Origin of the sequence: Bacillus sp. FS02, from assembly GCF_024398395.1 — a bacterium.
Taxonomy (GTDB): domain Bacteria; phylum Bacillota; class Bacilli; order Bacillales; family Bacillaceae; genus Bacillus; species Bacillus altitudinis.
The window spans coordinates 2,933,635-2,953,277 of the sequence record NZ_CP074101.1 but is presented as its reverse complement, the minus strand read 5'-3'; the positions used below and the strand labels follow the sequence as shown (position 1 = coordinate 2,953,277).

Annotated in this window: 20 protein-coding genes; 8 read left to right on the top strand and 12 right to left on the bottom strand. The window is 41.4% G+C overall.

Features of this window, described 5'->3' with window-relative positions; genetic code table 11:
* The first annotated feature begins 77 nt into the window (after positions 1-77).
* The gene (locus KFQ09_RS15130; protein ID WP_008356419.1) at positions 78-299 is read left to right on the top strand and encodes a DeoR family transcriptional regulator; all 222 of its coding nucleotides are present in this window, start codon (positions 78-80) and stop codon (positions 297-299) included.
* A 121-nt stretch (positions 300-420) separates the two neighbouring features.
* Here KFQ09_RS15130 and KFQ09_RS15125 read toward each other — a convergent pair whose 3' ends face one another.
* Both KFQ09_RS15125 and KFQ09_RS15120 read right to left on the bottom strand, forming a co-directional pair.
* Complete coding sequence (locus KFQ09_RS15125; RefSeq protein WP_017358330.1) at positions 421-1,137, bottom strand: pseudouridine synthase; 717 nt, start codon at positions 1,135-1,137, stop codon at positions 421-423.
* 16 nt (positions 1,138-1,153) lie between these two features.
* Complete coding sequence (locus KFQ09_RS15120) at positions 1,154-2,776, bottom strand: putative polysaccharide biosynthesis protein (RefSeq protein WP_017358331.1); 1,623 nt, start codon at positions 2,774-2,776, stop codon at positions 1,154-1,156.
* Positions 2,777-2,951: 175 nt separating this feature from the next.
* Here KFQ09_RS15120 and KFQ09_RS15115 point away from each other — a divergent pair, with 175 nt between their 5' ends.
* The 4 genes from KFQ09_RS15115 (at position 2,952) to KFQ09_RS15100 (ending at position 6,748) form a co-directional block, all read left to right on the top strand.
* Positions 2,952-4,223: a BaiN/RdsA family NAD(P)/FAD-dependent oxidoreductase gene (locus KFQ09_RS15115; RefSeq protein WP_017358332.1), complete on the top strand. Its 1,272-nt coding sequence runs from the start codon at positions 2,952-2,954 to the stop codon at positions 4,221-4,223.
* Complete coding sequence (locus KFQ09_RS15110) at positions 4,220-4,417, top strand: hypothetical protein (protein ID WP_008343027.1); 198 nt, start codon at positions 4,220-4,222, stop codon at positions 4,415-4,417. Before KFQ09_RS15115 ends, KFQ09_RS15110 begins: the two co-directional genes overlap by 4 nt.
* Before the next feature lie 140 nt (positions 4,418-4,557).
* Complete coding sequence (locus tag KFQ09_RS15105) at positions 4,558-6,090, top strand: glycine betaine transporter OpuD (protein ID WP_017358333.1); 1,533 nt, start codon at positions 4,558-4,560, stop codon at positions 6,088-6,090.
* Between the two features lie 133 nt (positions 6,091-6,223).
* Positions 6,224-6,748 carry a CbrC family protein gene (locus KFQ09_RS15100; RefSeq protein ID WP_017358334.1) on the top strand — a complete coding sequence of 175 codons (525 nt, stop codon included), beginning with the start codon at positions 6,224-6,226 and terminating at the stop codon, positions 6,746-6,748.
* Positions 6,749-6,779: 31 nt separating this feature from the next.
* Here KFQ09_RS15100 and KFQ09_RS15095 read toward each other — a convergent pair whose 3' ends face one another.
* The 7 genes from KFQ09_RS15095 to KFQ09_RS15065 all read right to left on the bottom strand — a co-directional run bounded on the left by KFQ09_RS15095 (position 6,780) and on the right by KFQ09_RS15065 (position 12,063).
* On the bottom strand, positions 6,780-6,962 hold the full coding sequence (locus KFQ09_RS15095) for a sporulation protein Cse60 (protein WP_003217582.1): 183 nt from the start codon (positions 6,960-6,962) through the stop codon (positions 6,780-6,782).
* A gap of 101 nt (positions 6,963-7,063) precedes the next feature.
* A complete protein-coding gene (locus KFQ09_RS15090) occupies positions 7,064-7,375 on the bottom strand; it encodes a rhodanese-like domain-containing protein (protein WP_017358336.1) in 312 nt (103 codons plus the stop codon).
* 54 nt (positions 7,376-7,429) lie between these two features.
* A complete protein-coding gene (locus KFQ09_RS15085) occupies positions 7,430-8,113 on the bottom strand; it encodes a YesL family protein (RefSeq protein WP_007501858.1) in 684 nt (227 codons plus the stop codon).
* A gap of 24 nt (positions 8,114-8,137) precedes the next feature.
* Complete coding sequence (locus KFQ09_RS15080; protein ID WP_370648335.1) at positions 8,138-9,382, bottom strand: Gfo/Idh/MocA family protein; 1,245 nt, start codon at positions 9,380-9,382, stop codon at positions 8,138-8,140.
* A 63-nt stretch (positions 9,383-9,445) separates the two neighbouring features.
* Positions 9,446-9,970, bottom strand: coding sequence for a hypothetical protein (locus KFQ09_RS15075; RefSeq protein WP_046527552.1), 525 nt, complete (start codon positions 9,968-9,970; stop codon positions 9,446-9,448).
* On the bottom strand, positions 9,967-11,079 hold the full coding sequence (locus KFQ09_RS15070) for a glycoside hydrolase family 88/105 protein (protein WP_255835794.1): 1,113 nt from the start codon (positions 11,077-11,079) through the stop codon (positions 9,967-9,969). Before KFQ09_RS15070 ends, KFQ09_RS15075 begins: the two co-directional genes overlap by 4 nt.
* An 18-nt stretch (positions 11,080-11,097) precedes the next feature.
* On the bottom strand, positions 11,098-12,063 hold the full coding sequence (locus KFQ09_RS15065; protein ID WP_008343019.1) for an ABC transporter permease: 966 nt from the start codon (positions 12,061-12,063) through the stop codon (positions 11,098-11,100).
* A 231-nt stretch (positions 12,064-12,294) separates the two neighbouring features.
* Here KFQ09_RS15065 and KFQ09_RS15060 point away from each other — a divergent pair, with 231 nt between their 5' ends.
* Complete coding sequence (locus KFQ09_RS15060) at positions 12,295-14,595, top strand: helix-turn-helix domain-containing protein (protein ID WP_019743703.1); 2,301 nt, start codon at positions 12,295-12,297, stop codon at positions 14,593-14,595.
* Between the two features lie 35 nt (positions 14,596-14,630).
* On the opposite strand, the gene KFQ09_RS15055 is transcribed toward KFQ09_RS15060, so the two are convergent.
* Complete coding sequence (locus KFQ09_RS15055; protein ID WP_008343017.1) at positions 14,631-15,002, bottom strand: winged helix-turn-helix transcriptional regulator; 372 nt, start codon at positions 15,000-15,002, stop codon at positions 14,631-14,633.
* 154 nt (positions 15,003-15,156) lie between these two features.
* Here KFQ09_RS15055 and KFQ09_RS15050 point away from each other — a divergent pair, with 154 nt between their 5' ends.
* Positions 15,157-16,344, top strand: coding sequence for an MFS transporter (locus KFQ09_RS15050; protein ID WP_008343016.1), 1,188 nt, complete (start codon positions 15,157-15,159; stop codon positions 16,342-16,344).
* 13 nt (positions 16,345-16,357) lie between these two features.
* Positions 16,358-17,197 carry an aldo/keto reductase gene (locus tag KFQ09_RS15045; RefSeq protein ID WP_017367885.1) on the top strand — a complete coding sequence of 280 codons (840 nt, stop codon included), beginning with the start codon at positions 16,358-16,360 and terminating at the stop codon, positions 17,195-17,197.
* 44 nt (positions 17,198-17,241) lie between these two features.
* Here KFQ09_RS15045 and KFQ09_RS15040 read toward each other — a convergent pair whose 3' ends face one another.
* Both KFQ09_RS15040 and KFQ09_RS15035 read right to left on the bottom strand, forming a co-directional pair.
* Positions 17,242-18,741 carry an extracellular solute-binding protein gene (locus KFQ09_RS15040; RefSeq protein WP_058337258.1) on the bottom strand — a complete coding sequence of 500 codons (1,500 nt, stop codon included), beginning with the start codon at positions 18,739-18,741 and terminating at the stop codon, positions 17,242-17,244.
* Positions 18,742-18,766: 25 nt separating this feature from the next.
* Complete coding sequence (locus KFQ09_RS15035; RefSeq protein WP_098680761.1) at positions 18,767-19,627, bottom strand: carbohydrate ABC transporter permease; 861 nt, start codon at positions 19,625-19,627, stop codon at positions 18,767-18,769.
* Between the last annotated feature and the right edge of the window lie 16 nt (positions 19,628-19,643).

The window sequence follows — 19,643 nt, the reverse complement described above, 5'->3', positions numbered from 1 at the left end:
GTCCTTATGTCGCAGTTTTAGTGTAGTAAGTTGTGGTTAGTCAAGTCCATCCGATCTTATTGATAGGGAGTGGTTTTTTGAAACCTTCAACAAACCGTATGATGACTCGAATAAAATCAGTTTATATGTTCATTCAAGAGAAAGGTCTTGTGACGACACAAGAGCTGGTTGATGAATTCGGGATCACACCTAGAACCATCCAAAGAGACTTAAACGTGCTTGCCTATAACGATCTTGTTCATAGTCCAAGCAGAGGCAAATGGGAAACAACGAGAAAAAAAGTAAAAATATCATCATAAGCGAATAATGAACTTCCATATAACAAAAAGAACCGGCGGTCGCCGGTTCTTTTCATTTTGTTGACAAAGGGCTAAAATGAACTTGATTTTAGCCCCTTATCTTCTTTTCATTTGCTCTATATTAATCACGATTGATTAAACTGTCTAACTCTTCCTCCGTCAATTCACGGTATTCTCCGGGGGCCAAATCTTCGTCTAATGAAACAGCCCCCATCGAGAGCCGTTTTAAAAAGATCACTTCATTGCCCACTGCTTGTGCCATCAGCTTCACTTGATGGTACTTCCCTTCAGTAATCGTTAAACGGATTCGTGTATCTGCCTCTTGGTTGGCATCTACTTCAACCTTCGCCGGCTTCGTTCGGTAGTCGTCTAAAATCACAATTCCCTCTTCAAGACGAGTGATGTCTTGATCTCCAAGCGGGTATTTTAGATGAACTTCATACGTTTTCGGGACATGCTTTTTCGGAGATAACAATTGATGAGCAAGCTGGCCGTCATTTGTAAGGAGGAGGAGACCGACTGTATCCTTATCCAGTCTCCCCACAGGGAATGGCTCCCTTGCAATATCCTCTGGCTCTAGTAAATCAACAACCGTCTCATCTCGCAGATCCTCCGTTGCTGAAATGACACCGTCTGGCTTGTTCATCATGAGATAAATGAATTCTTTATACTCTACACGCTCTCCATGCACGAGCACTTCATCATTTGTTGGATCGACATGATCTTTCACCTGCTTCGCCACTTCTCCATTCACTGTGACAGCCCGGGCCTTGACCAGCTTCTTTACATCTTTCCTTGAACCAAAGCCGGTATTGGCCAGCAATTTATCAAGCCTCATGCTTCTCCACCTCTTCTTAACTCTTTTTTCTTAAAAATGATGGCATCCGGCTGCCAAGTACACGCTCTAACAATCCAACTTTATAAGATAAGAACATATACACACCGCCGCCTGTAATCATTGAAATCAAAATAACAATACCAGCTTGTATGATTCCGCCTTCATATGAAATGACTTGACTCACAAGCTGACATGTCACATAAGCCACTACAGCCATGATTGCCGTTAAAATACCAATTAAAATAAACCGTTTGAAAATCCTGCGGAACGAATAGCCTGCATGGCGCTTGATCATGATGAACATATACAAAATCGAGGCACTGTAGCCTAATGCCGTTGCAAGCACAGAACCGTTTCCTTGCAGCCAGCTAATCAGCGGGATATTGAGAACCGTTTTAATGATAATCCCTAACAAAAGACTGACGATCGCAAATTTTTGTTTGTTAATCCCTTGTAAAATCGCTGCGTTAATGGTGAATAAAGAAAACAGTAACGCAACAGGTGCATACCAAAACAAAATAGAAGTCCCAATCTCAGGATGCACAGACGGATAGAAAAACCAATAAACTGGTCCAGCCAATGCTGAAATGCCAAATGAAGCAGGCAGAACGAAGAATAAAATGACCTGCATCGTTTGATCAATTTGCCGATTCAGCAGCTTGTAATTTCGCGCTGTAAAGGATTCCGTTATGGTAGGAATCAATGTTAAACCAAATGCAGTTGCAAGTGACACAGGAATCATGACAAGCTTCGGTAAATATAACGTCACAATAGACAGAACCGCTGTACTAATATCCTGATGTCCTGATGCAATCATCGCTCTGTTAATTGTATTTGTATCAATATAAGAATAAATCGGAATGGCAAGCCCAACAAACACATAGGGTGCTGCATAACTGAACAGCTCTGTAAACATTTGCTTATAAGATAATCCAGAATAGTCCCCTGTATTCGGCTGCATTGCCAAAAGCCGATCTTTCCGTTTCAGCCAATATAAATAAAGCGTAAATAGACCGCCAAACGCACCAATGAGTGCGGCAAATGTGGCATAACCAACCGCAATAACAAGACCGCCGTCAAGCACTTTTAAAATGATAAACGTCGCTGTTAATAGGAAGATGATTCTGACAAGTTGTTCGATGACTTGGGAAACAGCTGTCGGGCCCATCATCGAGTGGCCTTGGAAAAACCCTCGCACAAGACTCATAATGGGTACAACCAATAGACCCAAACTGACCATCCGAATCACATAAACCACTTGATCAACCGTCAAACCGCCCGTTTCATTCGATCCTCCAAGCTGAATCTTGGCAAAGATCGGTGCGGTCAAATATAAAATAGAAAAGGCGATAATACCGGTGACAAGCATGACCGACATACCCGCCCTGAACATTTTTCTTGTTGTCTCATAATCGCCGATTGCATTATATTTAGAGACGAATTTCGATACCGCTGTTGGAAAACCGAGCGTAGCAATACTTAAAAAGATCGTATACTGATTGTATCCATATTGGAATAGCGCACCACCAGTCGCTCCGACCATTGCGCTAAATGGAATTAAGTAAATCATACCAAGAATACGAGAGAGATAAGTCCCTATCGTTAAAACCAACGTACCACGAAGCAGTTTATTAGACATGCGCTTAACCACCATTTTTCTAATGAATATTCAACTTAACTATTTTAACACATCATTTCATCGCACAGGTAACAAATCCAATACAGAAGTCACAAAACCAATCAATTCATATTTCAGCCTTCCCCAATCTTCGTTATAATAGAGAAATGACTGAAAGTAGAAAGAGGAATGTAACATGAAACATTATGATGTCATTGTCATTGGCGGTGGACCTTCTGGACTGATGGCCGCGATTGCATCGGCAGAACACGGTGCATCGGTTCTGTTAATTGACAAAGGAAACAAACTTGGCAGAAAGCTCGCCATTTCTGGCGGTGGACGCTGCAATGTGACCAATCGCCTTCCAGTAGAAGAAATCATCAAGCATATTCCCGGAAACGGCCGTTTTCTATATAGTGCATTTTCTGAGTTCAATAACGAGGATATTATTTCGTTCTTTGAAAATCTAGGTATTGAACTAAAAGAAGAAGACCATGGACGTATGTTCCCTGTCTCAAACAAAGCACAATCTGTTGTGGATGCCCTATTGGATAGGCTCCGCGCGCTCAATGTGACCATTCGAACGAATGAAAAGATTAAAACCGTTCTGTATCAAGACGGACAAGCAGCTGGAATTGTTACAAATAATGATGAAAAAATTTCAAGTCATGCCGTTGTCATTGCTGTTGGCGGGAAAAGTGTGCCGCATACAGGCTCTACTGGCGATGGCTATGCATGGGCAGAAGCCGCTGGTCATACCATTACAGAGCTCTTCCCAACCGAAGTACCCGTCACGTCAGACGAGCGTTTTATTAAGGACAAAGTGCTTCAAGGTCTTTCATTAAGAAGTGTGGCCGTGAGTGTTTTAAATAAAAAAGGAAAACCCGTCGTCACTCATGTCATGGATATGATCTTTACACACTTTGGCTTATCAGGTCCTGCCGTTCTGAGATGCAGCGGATTTGTTGTGAAGGAACTGAAAAAGCAACAGGCCGTCCGTCTTCAAATTGACTTATACCCAAAGCTCAATGACGAGGAGCTTTTCCAAAAACTTCATCGCGATCTAAAAGATGAACCAAAAAAAGCCATTAAAAATGTCCTGAAATCTTGGATGCAAGAGCGCTATTTATTGTTCCTTTTAGAACGAAATGGCATTGATCCACAGGAGACATTTTCTGGTCTCGCTAAAGATAAACTGCGCGCTTTTGCTCATGATTGTAAACATTTCATCGTCCATGCAAATGGGACGCTTTCTTTAGATAAAGCCTTTGTTACAGGTGGCGGCGTTTCTGTCAAAGAAATTGAACCGAAGAAAATGGCATCCAAAAAAATGGCCGGTCTTTATTTCTGCGGAGAAATTTTAGATATTCACGGTTACACAGGTGGTTACAATATTACGTCAGCACTTGTGACAGGCAGGTTAGCTGGCATGAATGCCGCACTAGAAGTAAAGGAGAGATTTCAATGATTAGACGCGCACTTCCGATTGTCCTTGCAGTTGTCATTAGTTTGACAGCCGCTTTCTTTATGAAGCTGTCCATTACCCCGTTAAAAATCGCCATTATTTTAGCGTTTACGATTTTCGCAGTTTGTTTAAAAGAATATGTCTACCGTCTGCGCAAACGAATTGAAGAAAAGTCATCTTCACATATCGATGGTTGATAAATGGAAGCAAAACATGTTACGGTAAAATAGAGGTCGAGTGAGAAACTCGCCTCTTTTTGTTTGAAAATAGTTGAGACAGGGGATATTAAACAAAATCCTCTGCTTAAACGTGTAGAACAACAGGAGAGTGAGATGGTGTGAAAAACGTATCAAGTGTATTTTGGATTGTGATTGCAATCACATTTATTGCCGTTCTATGGGGAGCCTTTTCTCCAGAATCACTGCAAAATGTGACAGATCAAATTCAAACATACATTACAAATGACTTTGGCTGGTATTATTTATTAGTCGTATCGCTTCTAGTCGGCTTTTGTCTATTCTTTATCTTTAGCCCTATCGGAAAAATTACGTTAGGAAAGCCAGGTGAAGAGCCTGAATTTGGTCTTTTTTCTTGGTTTGCGATGCTATTTAGTGCTGGAATGGGTATTGGGCTTGTTTTTTACGGAGCAGCTGAACCGATCAGTCATTATGCGATTCAATCACCAACGGGTGACACTGAAACTGCACAAGCCTTCCGTGATTCCCTTCGTTATACTTTTTTCCACTGGGGACTTCATGCATGGGCGATCTATGCCATTGTTGCGCTTTGCATTGCATACTTTAAATTTAGAAAAGATGCGCCTGGCTTAATCAGTGCAACACTGCAGCCAGTTTTAGGAGATAAAACGCACGGATGGATCGGAAAAACCATCGATTGTATTGCTGTGTTTGCGACAGTTGTTGGTGTTGCAACGAGCTTAGGATTAGGCGCAGCACAAATCAATGGTGGATTGGATTATCTATTTAACATTCCAAATGCCTTTAGCACACAATTGATTATTATCATCATTGTGACGGTGCTCTTCCTTGCATCTGCTCTTAGCGGTATTGGTAAAGGGATTAAATATTTAAGTAATATCAACATGGTATTAGCAGCTGTTCTGATGTTTTTCTTACTTTTGGTAGGTCCAACAGTTTATATTTTAAATTCATTTACTGACTCTATTGGACAATACTTATCCAACATCGTTCAAATGAGCTTTCGCTTATCTCCAAATGACCCTGAAAAGAGAGAATGGATTAACGGATGGACGATCTTTTATTGGGCATGGTGGATCTCTTGGGCACCATTTGTCGGGATCTTTATTGCACGTGTATCACGTGGACGAACCATTCGAGAGTTTTTAGTTGGTGTGTTAGTTGCTCCATCTATCCTTGTATTTCTTTGGTTCTCTATTTTCGGTGTTTCTGCGATGGACTTACAGCAAAAGAATATTGTCGATGTTGCAGGCCTTTCTACGGAAACCATGCTATTTGGAGTACTAAATGAATATCCGCTGGCAATGATCACATCGATTCTAGCTCTTATTTTAATTGCGGTATTCTTTATCACATCAGCAGACTCAGCTACATTCGTTCTCGGAATGCAGACAACCTATGGATCATTAAATCCAGCGAATAGTGTAAAGATCAGCTGGGGTATTATCCAGTCAGCAGTTGCGGCAGTGCTCTTATTTTCAGGCGGTCTTGAAGCCTTACAAAACACAGCCAAACTTGCTGCTTTACCGTTCTCTGTTGTCATCATTTTAATGATTGTATCTCTGTACAAATCATTAAATGAAGAACGAAGAGCGATTAAACAAGCAAATAAGTACAATAAACCAAGAAGTCCAAGAGTAAAAAAAGCATAATCATCACAAGAGAAAAGTCGTTCCTCATCCGAACGGCTTTTTTTCTCGTTGAAATAATTGAAGATTGTCATGACATCGCGTATTCCGATAAAATAGTGTTGAATCATCACTTTTCTACATAATGGAGGTTTATATGACGTTACCTACGTTCAAGTACAACCCAGACCCAGTTTCATTACATGTAATTAAAAAAGAGCAGACGATATGCCCCGTTTGTGAGAAAGAACGAGATTATGTATATCATGGTCCTTTTTATTCTGTTGAAGACGTTTCTGGCATTTGTCCTTGGTGCATTAAAGATGGATCAGCTGCTCAAACATATAATGGAATGTTTCAAGACGATGTGAGTTGTGATGACGTTGATCATGAAGAATATATAGATGAACTGATCTACAGAACGCCGGGTTACCGCGGATGGCAGCAGGAATATTGGTTAAGCCATTGCGGCGATTTTTGCGCGATTGTGCAGTATGTTGGATGGAAAGAAATTGAACATTTAGAGGAAGAACTCTCAGAGGATATTGAAGAGATTTGCAGTGGTGGACATTTCACAAAAGAGAACCTGAAACAATGGCTCGTGAACGGAGGAGACTTGCAAGGCTATCTCTTTCAATGCGTTCACTGCAAAAAGCATCGTTTACATATTGACGCTAGTTGATCATGGCAAAAGGACCTTTCAGCAGGTCCTTTTATTTTTTATATAAAATGAGCGCTGAAAAACAGTAGAGCTGCTCTCCTCCTTGCTCACATATCACCGCCACATTGTATTTAATGTCAATAATTTGGTCGTCGTCCATTCCTTTTAAAAAAAGATTGATTTCGCTTTGCAAATCTTTCTCATGTTCTTCATCAAATACAGCTACCTTCAGCACATATGCCACTCTCCCTTCTCTTGCTACTCTATTTTTATGCAAATAGAGACGGACATATGAACAAAAAAAGCCTTCCATCTTGTCGATGAAAGGACTTCTTTTTACAGCTTCGGTTTTGTTTCTCCTGTCCATGCAAGCATGCCGCCAACGACATTGGTTGCTTGATAGCCTTGGTCTTCTAAGAAATAGCAGACATTCTCACTGCGTTTACCAGAACGGCAAATAATATAATACTCTTGCGTCTTATCAAACGCATCTAGCTTCTCAGGAATATCGCCCATTCGAATATGGACTGCCTCTGGAATCATGCCTTCTGCTACCTCTTCATCCTCACGCACATCGACGAGTTGAATGGCTTCTTCTTGCTCTAGCTTTTGCTTTAATTCTTCTATTGAAATTTCTTTTACTGACACGACTCTCATCTCTCCTTTTATTCACGGTGACACCATTATAGCAAATCATACACATCACTGCGTATTCACCCGCTTGGATTGAAGGAAAGACGGGAATCGTTTCTTCACATCAACTGCCGGCTGCTCGCTTTCAAACTCTATCTTTTTAAACACTTGATAGGCTAGCCACATGTGGCCATATGCGAGAATGCTGATGCTAAAAAACGGCACGATCCCTGGCAAATAAGCAAATAGGATAAAGAGAACAGCCGAGAAAACGAGCATAGAGAGCGTATATTGCAAATACGAGATCCCAAGTAGAAGGGAAAATTTCAAATAAAGACGCTTTTTCCAATCATAATGAGCCAGCAGCGGAAAGATATAAAACAAGCTGACAATAAACAGAAAACCAAAGATATAGATCGCAAAGCGAAGCACGTGTAAAAACCAGCTCGTTGGATAAATATAAGCAAGGTCTACATAAATAATTGTCCCGATGATGACCAGCACCACTCCAATGACATTAGAGCGTACAAATTCTTCGCGGTATACTTTCCAAAAGGTTTGAAAGACGCTGACTTGCTCATGCCCTTGTATCCACTTTCTCATCACAGAAAATAACGCTGTTGTTGCAGGCATGAAGCCAAAGATTCCAAGCCCAAGTAAAGTGAACAAAAGCCATAACAAATTCGTATAGGCAAGTCTCATCACCCACTCACACATGCGCAACATTCTGCTCATTGATCCATCATGATCCATCTCTCTTCCCTCCTCTCTTTCTCGTTACACCGTCTCTTTTTGAAACAATTCTTCTATTTCAATCGGACGTTTTTCTGCAACTGAGCGCCACATGCCTTCGCCAAGTGCAATGGAATAAGCACCCGCCTCTGCTCCTGCCGAAATGTCATAAGGAATGAGCAGATCTTTTCCTAAAAATAAATCTGCTAATAATAGCGGATCTCCGCCTCCATGACCCCCTGATTGCTTCACAACTTCAATCGTTTCTTTTCCACCAAACATCGGGTAGTATGCAATGGTCTGTTCAGGGAATTGAAAAGGGATTCTCGATGGCACATGAAACTCATTTGTTTCAATCCGTCCCTTCGTCCCGTTAATCGCAAGCCGGTAGCCTTCATATGGCGCTGAAAATTGAATCGAGTAACTTAACAAAGCCCCCTGATCATAAGCCACTGACGCCACATATGTATCCTCAATATCAATTTCTTGATCAAAAATACAGGCATCCGGGCGATAATTTGAGTATTGCTTTGACTGCTGCTCACCTGATTCAATATGGTCATCCTCCACCTTTGTGCGCTCTACCCGCGGATTCCACCTTGCTTCATAATGACAGGTATCTCTTACATGACACGTTCCACAATATCGATTCTCTTCACCCTGCAAAGGATTCCAAGGACTTTCATCCCCATAATAATTCAGTGCGCCATAGGCAAATACTTGCTTCGGCTTTTGATCAATCCACCAGTTGACCAAGTCAAAGTGATGGGTCGATTTATGAATAGACAGACCGCCTGAATATTGACGCGAGCGGTTCCACCTTTTAAAATAACTGGCTCCGTGATACGTATCAATGAGCCAGCTTAACTCAACAGACGTGACCCTCCCAATCTTTCCAGCTAAAATGAGCTCTTTTATCTTTCGGTGGAATGGATTGTAGCGATAATTAAAGGTGACGGTGACCTTCCCTTTGCTTTCTGCCTCTTTTTCCATCACCCGTTTGGCGTCTTTTGCTGTTGTGACCATCGGCTTTTCCGTTATGACATCCAGATCATGATCCAGTGCCTGCAGGATATATGTGACATGTGTATCATCTCGCCCCGCCACAATGACGATATCTGGTCTTGCTTCCTTCACCATCTGACCAAATGCATCCTCATAAAAAAATGAGACGCCCCTTAGTGATGGAAAACGCTCCTGACAAAGTGTATACCGCTTCTCATCTACATCTAGGAGCCCTGTAATCCTGTAATGCTCGTTGAAATCCTCGGTGAGCGGTTTGATAAACATATTGAAAGCGCGGTGACTGAGCCCGCAAACGGCGACCCTTTTCACATTCCCCCACCCCTTTTTCTATTGGTTTTCACGAAGCTGCTTCATGAGAGACAGTGCCTCTTTAGATTTCTCCGCATACACAGGTATGAAGGCGACCATATCTCGGTGTAACCGAAAGGTATAGCCATTTAGCTGCTTTGTTCCTTTCTTGATTTGGACCGCATAATCGACTGTATTTCCCGTCTTTGCATCTTCTACCGTATATGGTCCTACCCCTTCGCCATCTACCCGCATCTCTTCAAGCAGCTGAAAGCTTTCAGGATCATCATATGTTCTAAACATTTCTTCCGGGACAAACATCACGTCCCCCTCTTTTGCAGTAATTTCAACAAGAAGTTTTTCAGGAATTGCAGGGAAGATGTGAACGTCGTATGTCTCCTGATTTGGTTGAAAAGCTTTCTCCACTAATTGGTCTTTCATTGCTTTTGACATGTCAGAAAAAATAAGGACATCAATCCCCTCTGTTTTCCCCTGACAGGCGGACAAATAAAAGGCAGCGATGAAGCTTAAGAGCCATGCCGCAGCCCTTTGATGCCGCATCATACCTTTTGAAACACAGACAGCTTTTCTAGTTCAGTTAACGCCATAATAAAAGCGCCTGCTCCATGCAAATCATTCGTGCTCCGCTCTCTGCCAACGTAATAGTCATAAAATCCCGCAGATGTTCCAATACAAATACCGTTCACTGTAAAATCGCCGTTGTCTTTTTCCTCCGTTTTATACTCAATCAACCCTTGATACGCTTTGACCACGTGATCAACATATCGAAGACTGACATATCCTTCATTCATGGCTTTTGCCATCGCATACATGAATAGACATGACCCTGAGCTTTCAAGCCAGTTGTCGCTATGACTTCCTTTATCAATGATTTGATGCCATAGACCCGTTTCGTCGTCCTGATATTTTGCCACACTTTCCAGCATATCTGTCAGTGTGTCCTTCCACACTTTTCGTCCTTCATGTCCTTCTGGTAAATCTTCGATCATATCGGCTAACGCAAGGACATACCAGCCAAAGGATCTTGCCCAAAATTCTGGGGAACAGCCCGTCTGTTGATCAGCCCATGGCATCACTTTCCGTTCATCCCATGCGTGATAGTAAAGGCCCGTTTTTTCATCTTTGGTATGCTTTCTCATGAGATGCTCTTGATGGATGACCATGTCCACCAGCTCCGATTCTCCTGTCAACTGGGCATACTTTAAAGCAAAAGGCCCACCCATATAAAGACCATCTAGCCACATTTGATAAGCATAATTGTCTTTATGCCAAAATCCGCCCTCAGACGTGCGATTCAGCGTCCGGTAAAGCCCCCGAAGCTTTTCTGCTGCCTTCACATACCGCTTCTCTCCCGTTCTTTCAATCAGCGGGAATAAAATGAGCCCTGCTTGAATGGCATCAAGCTCGTCTCTGCGGAATAACAGATTCCCATGGTCATCAATGAGTGAGTCAGCATAATTTTTCACATAATCAAAGTACGCCTCGTTTTCTGTTGCTTCGTAAAGCTTCATCACTCCGCAAAGGAAAACCCCTTGATGATAGTGCCACCTTCCAGCTGGCGGAAGTTCAATCGGTGTATACGCTTTCATTATTGTTTGTGCTAATTTCTCTGCATGCTCAAGCGGTGATCCCTTTTCAATCGATAATGTCATTGGTCTTCATCTCCCCTTTTAATAAATCCCTTCTTCTCCAAACTTCTTCGCTAAACGGTTCGCCATCATGACCAAAATAAGTCCAACGGCTGCTTTAAATAAACCAACTGCGGTACTATAGCTGAATTGTCCTTGCTTCAGACCAGCTGTATACACATACGTATCAAAAATCTCTGCGACTTCCCTGTTGGTCGCATTGAGTAATAAATAGACATGTTCAAATCCAAGCTCTAACGTATCACCGATTTTTAAAATGAGCAGTACAACAATGACACTTTTAATCGCAGGAAGGGTGATGTGCCACATTTGTCTAAGTCTACCGGCTCCATCCATTTTTGCTGCTTCGTATAGCTGCGGATCTACTGCTGTAATCGCTGCAAGATAAATAATGGTTGACCAACCCGCTTCTCTCCAGATTACCTGCAAAATATACATGGGTCTAAACCATTCTTGACTAAGAAGGAAGTTAATCTTTTCTCCTCCAAAGAAAGCAATCAATTCATTGATTAACCCGCCATCTACCGTTAACAAAACAAAAGATAAGGACACGACAATCACCCATGACATGAAGTGAGGAATATAAATCATTGTCTGAACAAATTTCTTAAACAGTGCCAATCTGACCTCGTTTAAAAGAAGAGCTAATAAGATCGGAATCGGAAAGAAAATCACGACATTCATGGCAAATAAAATGAGCGTATTTTTTAATAAGATGAAAAATGTTGGTTCTGTAAATAAGCGAATAAAGTGTTTGAAGCCAACCCACTCACTGCCAAGAATTCCGAGAAACGGCTGGTAATCTTGAAAGGCAATGATCAGCCCCCACATTGGGACATATTTAAAGACAAGAAAATAAAGGAGCCCTGGCAAAATCATTAAATACAGAAATTTTTGACTAAGTAATTGGTTAAGTAAGCGCTTTCTCTTTTCTTTTTTCAAAGCTGCCGCAGGCACACCCTTGGCAGTGACATCCTGTGTTTTCACAGATAAAGCCTCCCCTCATGCTGATGCATGTGTTAACTGTATCTTAAGGATGAAAAATCCGTCTACAATCATATCATCAGATCATATTTACTCAGGGGAAGCTACTCAAAACGTTACATAAAACATAAGAAAATGATCCTAATCTCAGAAAATGATTATTGACAAACCTACCAGATTTTTGGATTAATAAACTAAGGGGAAAAGATTGTTTCGTTTGAAATGGGGGGTTTTATGAAAAGAAAGCAGTATAAATTTTATTACAAGCTGGTGACGTTTTTTTTCGTGCTTAGTACGATTCCTGTTATTATTGTCGGTATTTTTTCTTATCAGCATTCGCAAAAAACTGCACTCGAAAATATTTCAAATGAAAAGCTGGACAGCGTCAAACAAACGCAATCCAATATTGAGCATATTCTAAAGACAGTAGATCATTCTCTCACTCACTATGTCAGTTCGCCGCCTCTCCTTCAAACACTGGCAGAACCTTTAAATCCAGACCAATTCCAACTTTATAATCAAGTCCAGCAAGAACTGAATTACCTGCAAACCTTCGACACTGATCTCTCCAATATTACACTTGTTAGCAAAATGGAAGATTGGTATATGAACAATTCTGGTCTTTATCATGTCTCAAACGGGGATCAAGAGAAAGCGTTAACCTCTTACCTCAATATTCCGAGTCATTCCAGCTGGGCACTTGAAGAAAATAATCCACTTGTCTCAACAAAAGAAGGAAAGACATCCTTTTGCAAATACAATGTGAATTTAATCAAGCAGCTGCCGATGAATAGTGTCCAAAAAAAGGGGATCGCCGTCGCCAGCATTCCAAGCTGCGTGATTGCTGACAACATGCCTGACTTCTCTCAATCTGATAGTATGTTTGTCATTGATACAAACGGAAAAGTGCTGCTACATAATCGAAAAGAACAAATTGGTGACTCGTTAAAAAATCAAGATTTCGTCAAACATGTCCTGTCACTTGAAGAACGATCCGGACAATTTGATATGAAAATCGATGAACTAAACTATCAAATTACGTTTCAAAAATCAGATTATAACGAATGGACATACTTATCCTTTGTCTCCATTCCAGAACTAAAGCAGCAAACGAAATCAATCGGGTGGATCACCTTTATTATTTGCTTTATTTTGTTAGCGCTTTCATTATTATTTTCATGGTTTGGCTCTAGACACTTTTATAAACCGATTCGCTTATTATACGAATCCTTTGCACGTAATGAGTCGTTTTTGCATAAACAGCCTTTCCAAAATGAATTTGAGCTCATCGAATCGAGCATTAAACAAATGAAAGATCAAAACAATGATCTAGAGGAACGGATTGAGCAGCAAGTAACACACTTACAGCAATACTTTATGGTGCGGCTGCTGCTTGGCAAGCTGACGGAAGAAGAGATTCACAACCGATTTCAAAGTCTAGGCTTTCCTCGTGACTGGTCCCATTTGTCCATGCTTGTGACCCAAATCGATACACTAAAAGGAACGCCGTATGAAAAAAAGGATGCAGACTTGCTTTTATTTGCGATAAATGGACTGATCGAGCAGATTATTCCGCTAGAGGAGCACCTTCAGCCGACCGTTGTCAATCAGCATCAAACGACGATTGTTCTCAATCAATCGAAGTCAGAAGAGGAATTTACTGAATATTTAAATCAATTAGCCGAAACAATTCAGCAGAGAATTGAGGAAGAGCTGGGCTTGTCGATCAGCATTGGGATCAGTCGCTCATTTAAAGAGCTCTCTATGGCCAAACATGCTTATATTGAGGGAAAAGAAGCCTTAAAATATAGGCTCAAAGCAGAGAAAAAATCCATTCTTTTATACGAGCATATTCAGCAAGGAAAGACGTTTAAGACTCATTTCCCAAAACAGCTGCAGCATGATTTATTTGATGCCATTAAAGCAGGCGATCAAGGCAAGGCAGATCACTATTTACATGTGCTTCTGCAATCCATTTTTTCTAAAAATGCTGGACCACATGAGTACCAGATTGCTCTCGCTCGTTTTTTAAACAATCTCATCGAGCTGATGCATTTGCTAGGCATTGAATTGTTTGAAGTCGAAGATAATAAAATGCTCTATGATACGATCTTTGAGTTTAAAACGTTTGAAGATACAGAAGCGTGGCTGAAACATGAGATCATTCGACCCATCATTGATCAGCTCGGCGCGCGTGAAGACTCTCAATATAAAAATATCTCAGAGAAAATCATTCATATCATTCATCAAGAATTTGACTCAGATCTGACCTTGGACGAAATCGCTACACGCCTGCACTACAATCCAAATTATTTAAGTAGTATTTTTAGAAAAGAAATGGATATCTCCTTTAGTGAATATCTCTCGTCTTACAGACATCATGTCGCCAAAAACTGGTTGGTAGAGACGGATATGTCGGTGAAAGAAATTTCGGAAAAGCTAAAATACAAAAATCCGCAAAATTTCATCCGCTCCTTTAAAAAGCTGGAAGGCACGACGCCTGGAAAATACCGTGATCAGAAAAAAGGCACATAAAGCAAAGTCCCGCTCTCACAAGAAGCGGGACTTTTTTATTTAAACTGTTCATTTAGGATACTGTCTTCCAGCACTGAAAGCGGCTCTCCATACACTCGTTCAATATGGGCTGCTCCCCAATCACATAACGCATTCAAAATTCGCTCAAGCGACTGTCCGTATTCACTTAATTCATACTCCACTTTAGGCGGCACTTGTTCATATACAATGCGGTTAATCACACCGTCATTTTCAAGCTCTCGCAGCTGCTGTGTGAGCATTTTTTGCGTGATATTTGGCATGAGGCGCTTCAGTTCACTCGTCCGCTTTTTCCCATGTGTTAAATGACATAAGATGACACACTTCCATTTCCCGCCGATCACTTCAAGCGTTGCTTCCACAGAGATATTATATTTCTTCTTTTCCAACGTCGCTTCACTCCTTTTGATGCTGTACAGGCACTTTTTAGTACCTATATTACAAAAAAGTACGTACTTTTTTTTCTGTCATCTATGTTAGATAATAACTCTTGCCGATCGGCTTCGTCTATCAAAATGTCATGAAAGAAGGATGTGAATCACGATGCAAAACAAACAAAATCACTTTGCCCTTCTCGCACTAGCGATTAGTGCATTTGCTATAGGTACAACTGAATTTATCTCTGTAGGTCTCCTGCCGATGATCTCAGAGGACTTTGGCGTGAGTGTCAGCCAGGCCGGCTGGACCGTTTCTTTATATGCGCTCGGTGTTACTTTTGGCGCACCAATTCTAACCTCACTTACGTCAACGATGAAAAAAAAGACATTGCTTTTGCTCATTATGCTCGTCTTTTTGATCGGAAATACACTCGCCACGATTGCCCCGACTTTTTCTGTACTCTTAATCGGACGAGTGATTTCAGCCCTATCACATGGCGTATTTATGTCGATTGGCTCGACCATTGCCGCAAGCCTTGTGGTGAAAGAAAAGCGGGCAAGCGCTATTGCCTTTATGTTCACTGGTTTAACAGTCGCTACTGTGACCGGTGTGCCATTCGGTACGTTTCTTGGTCATGAGCTCGGCTGGCGGACGTCATTTGGTGTGATTGTCATGATTGGCCTAATCGCACTGATTTCTAACTATTTCCTTGTTCCGTCTCAATTGAAACAGGGCGTGAAAACAACGTTTAAGGATCAAGCAGCCTTATTAAAGTCGAAAAGAATGTTGCTTTTATTTGTCATTACTGCTACAGGGTATGGAGGAACCTTTGTCGTCTTCACCTATTTATCCCCTCTCTTACAGCATGTGACAGGTCTTGCGCCTGGAACAGTTGCCTTGATCCTGCTGTTATACGGGATGACCATCGCCGCTGGGAATGTCATTGGCGGAAAAGCAGCGAATAAACAGCCAATGAAAGCACTGATTTATATGTTTATCATTCAAAGTCTCATCTTGTTTATCCTTAGCTTTACTGCTGGATTTATGGCACTCGGGATTGGAACTGTAATGCTGATGGGACTGTTTGCTTTCATGAACGTACCCGGCCTTCAAGTTGCCGTCGTTGATTTTGCAGAAAGGTATACACCCGGAGCTGTCGATGTTGCTTCCGCTCTTAATATCGCTGCCTTTAATGCAGGTATCGCCATTGGTTCATTTTTAGGCGGCATCGTGACAGATACCCTTGGGCTTGTGCATACCGGCTGGGTTGGCGGCATCATGGTGCTCATGGCGGCTATACTCACGATGGTGAGTCATCAAATCGAACAAAAAGAATACAAACAAACCATTTAAAGGAGACTTTCATATGAACGATTTACAAAGTACAAAAACATTAAACAACGGCGTCCGCATGCCAGGATTTGGTCTTGGGGTCTTTCAGGTTGAAGAGGGAACGGAATTAATTGAAGCTGTTAAAACAGCCATTCAATTAGGATATCGCAGTATTGATACAGCTTCTATTTACGGCAATGAAGAAGGCGTTGGACGAGGCATACAACTTGGTCTAGCAGAAACAGGCCTTCGCCGCGAAGACATCTTTGTGACATCCAAAGTGTGGAATGCCGATTTAGGATATGAAGCGACACTAAAAGCATACGAAGACAGCCTGAAAAAACTTCAGCTTGATTACCTTGATCTGTATTTAATTCACTGGCCAGTTGAAGGGAAATACAAGGAAGCATGGCGCGCGCTTGAAACGCTGTACCGTGAAGGAAAAGTCAGAGCCATCGGTGTGAGTAACTTCCAAACGCATCATCTAGATGAATTATTGAAAGATGCGGACATCATTCCAGCGATTAATCAAGTCGAGTTTCATCCAAAACTCACGCAGGAAACGCTGTTTACGTATTTGAAAACACATGGCATCCAAATGGAAGCCTGGTCACCACTTATGCAGGGAGAGCTGCTGCACCACCCGCTGATCACGGAGCTTGCGGGCATATACAGCAAAACACCTGCTCAAATTATTTTGCGCTGGGATGTTCAAAAAGGCGTCATTACGATTCCTAAATCAACGAAAGCCCATCGTTTAAAAGAAAATGCCGATATTTTCGATTTTGTCCTATCTGATGAGGATATGAAGCGCCTGTCTGCCTTAAATGAAAATAAACGAATTGGTCCTGATCCAGACAACTTCGACTTTTAATGAAAACACCCCCGCTTTTTACTAAGCGGGGGTCTTCATGTTCATCATTTTGATTTTTTAAAGGAAGCTTCATATTCTTCTATGATTTTATTTCCACCATTTGATTTCCACTTCTCTACATCTTTCTTAAATTGTTCTTCGTTGATATCACCAAGAATGAACTTATAGGTCGCATCATCGATGATTTTCTTCAATTCATTTCCTCGCTCTGATGCTGTTTCTGAATACAGGCTTTCAGCAGGGTTAGCGACAATGATGTTTTTATTGTCTTCTTCTAGCTCTTCATATTTTGTACGAACTGCATCGCCTTTATTTTTCAAGTAACGTTTATCAATCCCTACGAGGCTGACAAGCGGCTGTACATCTGTCTGCCAGCTTTTCACTTGGCTTTCTTCCCTCACAAATGTATTTCCATCTTGTTTGTTATAATGCTTTCCATCAATCCCATACGTCATGAGACCATATACGTCTTCTTCTGCAATGCGGTCAAAGAAAGCCAAAATTCTCTTTAACTCTGCTTCTGATTTGACGCTTGTTTTAGGGAAGGCGAAGATGCCATTATGGCCGCCTGATGCCCATACACGTTCTTTGCCATCTGGGCCTTTGATTCGGTTGATAATATCCAATTCCATGTTCTTATCTGTTGCATCATCTCTTAAGTTCACTGCATCTACCATATTTCCAACATAGATACCCGCTTTTCCTTGTGAGAACAATTCTTGCTGCTGCGTTTTGCTTGTGACTGGGAAGTCTTTGTTTATATAACCATTGTCACGCAGCTTTTTCATATATTTCATTGTATTCATATACTCATCTGTCATAAAGTCTGGCGTAAATTTGCCGTTTTCTTCTTTCCAATCTGTTGGCATACCTTCATAAGAACCGAGCGTTTTAAATGCACCGTAAATCAAATCGTTACGGTCTGTAAAACCAATTGTATCGTCCTTGCCATTTTTGTTCGGATCTTTTTCAGTAAATGCCTTGGCTACCTCATAAAGGTCATCTAGCGTTTTTGGTGTATCCAAATTTAAATTTTCAAGCCAATCCTTTCGAATGACAATCCCTTGTCTTGAAAGTGGTCTCTCTCTATAAATGCCATAAAGCTTCCCATCGATAGAGGCATTTTTATTAATCAGTTCGTTCATCTTACTTAAATTTGGATAATCCTTTAAGTATGGACCGATTTCCCAGAACATGCCTGATCTAAACGCATTGATAGCAGATGAATTCTTAATGTCTTGAATCGTCACAATTTGCGGGAGGTTCCCTGCGGCAAGTGCTGAATTTAAACGGTCTTCTTTCACCGCATCAGGCACCCACGTAATATCAAGCTCTGTATTTGTGAGCTTCTCAATCTCTTCTAACACTGAATCTTTCGGCGGCTGCTGATGATACAAAATCGCCATCCATGTCAGTTTCACCTTTTTGTCTAAATCAACCTTTTCATCTGATGAGCTTGCTCCTTTACTTGAACAAGCTGACAGAATACCGCTTGCGGCAAATAACAAAACAAAGGCAATCAGCCATAATTTCTTTCTCCCCATAAGATCCCTCCGTTATTCCATCTTTTTAACCCTTTACAGAACCTAGTAATGCCCCTTTGTTGAAATGCTTTTGAATAAATGGATAGACAAGCAGAACGGGAATGGTCGCCACGACGATGACCGCCATTTTAATGGTTTGGTCTGGCGGCGGTGTTGATGAGCCCATATCTGACATATCTCCTTGCATACCGCTTGATACAATGACGATTTGTCTTAACAGGACCTGAATCGGCCATTTCACTGAATCGTTTAAATATAAAATGGCTGTCATGTACGTATTCCAATACGTCACGGCATAAAAAAGTGAAATCGTCGCAATAGCTGGCAAAGAAAGTGGCAACACGATTTTAAAGAAGATCCCTAAGTCGTTACAGCCGTCCATCTTCGCTGATTCTTCAAGGCTTGCCGGAATGTTTTGAAAGAAGTTTTTCAAAATGATCAAATTGAATGCATTGATGGCCACTGGCAGAATGAGTGACCAGTAAGTATCAAGCAGCCCTAGTGTTTTCACGACGATAAACGTCGGAATCATCCCTCCACTAAACAGCATCGTGAAGACAACGAGAAACATGAGGGTTCTCCGGCCCTTTAGCTCCTGACGAGACAGCCCATACGCCATAAGTGAGGACAAAAACATGCTGACCGCTGTTCCAACGAGTGTCACAAGAATGGATACAATCAGGCTGCGATACACAATATCTGTAGAAAAGATATAGCGATAGGCCTCTAGAGAAAACGTCGTTGGAAACAAAATAAACTTCTTTGAGATGACCTCTTCTACTGTCGCAAAAGAGGCGGCAATGACATGGATGAACGGGAGCACACATATTAATGCGAACATGAGTAGAAAAGAGTAATTAAATACATTGAACAATCGGCCTTTAATAGAACGATCTATGTTC